Source organism: Brevibacterium sp. 91QC2O2 (genome assembly GCF_024580695.1).
GTDB classification, from domain to species: domain Bacteria; phylum Actinomycetota; class Actinomycetes; order Actinomycetales; family Brevibacteriaceae; genus Brevibacterium; species Brevibacterium moorei.
The window spans coordinates 1-286 of sequence record NZ_JANIJY010000084.1 but is presented as its reverse complement, the minus strand read 5'-3'; the positions used below and the strand labels follow the sequence as shown (position 1 = coordinate 286).

1 protein-coding gene is annotated in these 286 nt (G+C 65.0%); it reads left to right on the top strand.

What is annotated here, in order from left to right; all coding sequences use genetic code 11:
- Positions 1-286 (top strand): IS110 family transposase (locus NQ036_RS15540; protein ID WP_257060046.1); only part of this gene is annotated, 286 nt, incomplete at both ends.

The following is a 286-nucleotide window of genomic DNA, read 5'->3' as shown; positions in this document are numbered from 1 at the left end:
CGTCTTCCGGGAAGACGAACCGGCACAGGCTCAACCGTGGAGGAAACCGGCAGGCCAATCAGGCACTCCACCAGATCGTGCTCGTGCGCATGTCCAGTGACCCGCGGACACGGGCCTACGTGGCACGCCGGACCGCGGAGGGCAAGAGCAAACGCGAGATCATGCGGTGCCTCAAACGCTACATCGCCAACGAGGCCTACCGGCACATTGTCCGGCCCGAGCCGGTACCCGCCGTCGACGACCTGAGGCCACTGCGCCAGTCGAAGAAGATCAGCTTGGAAACCGC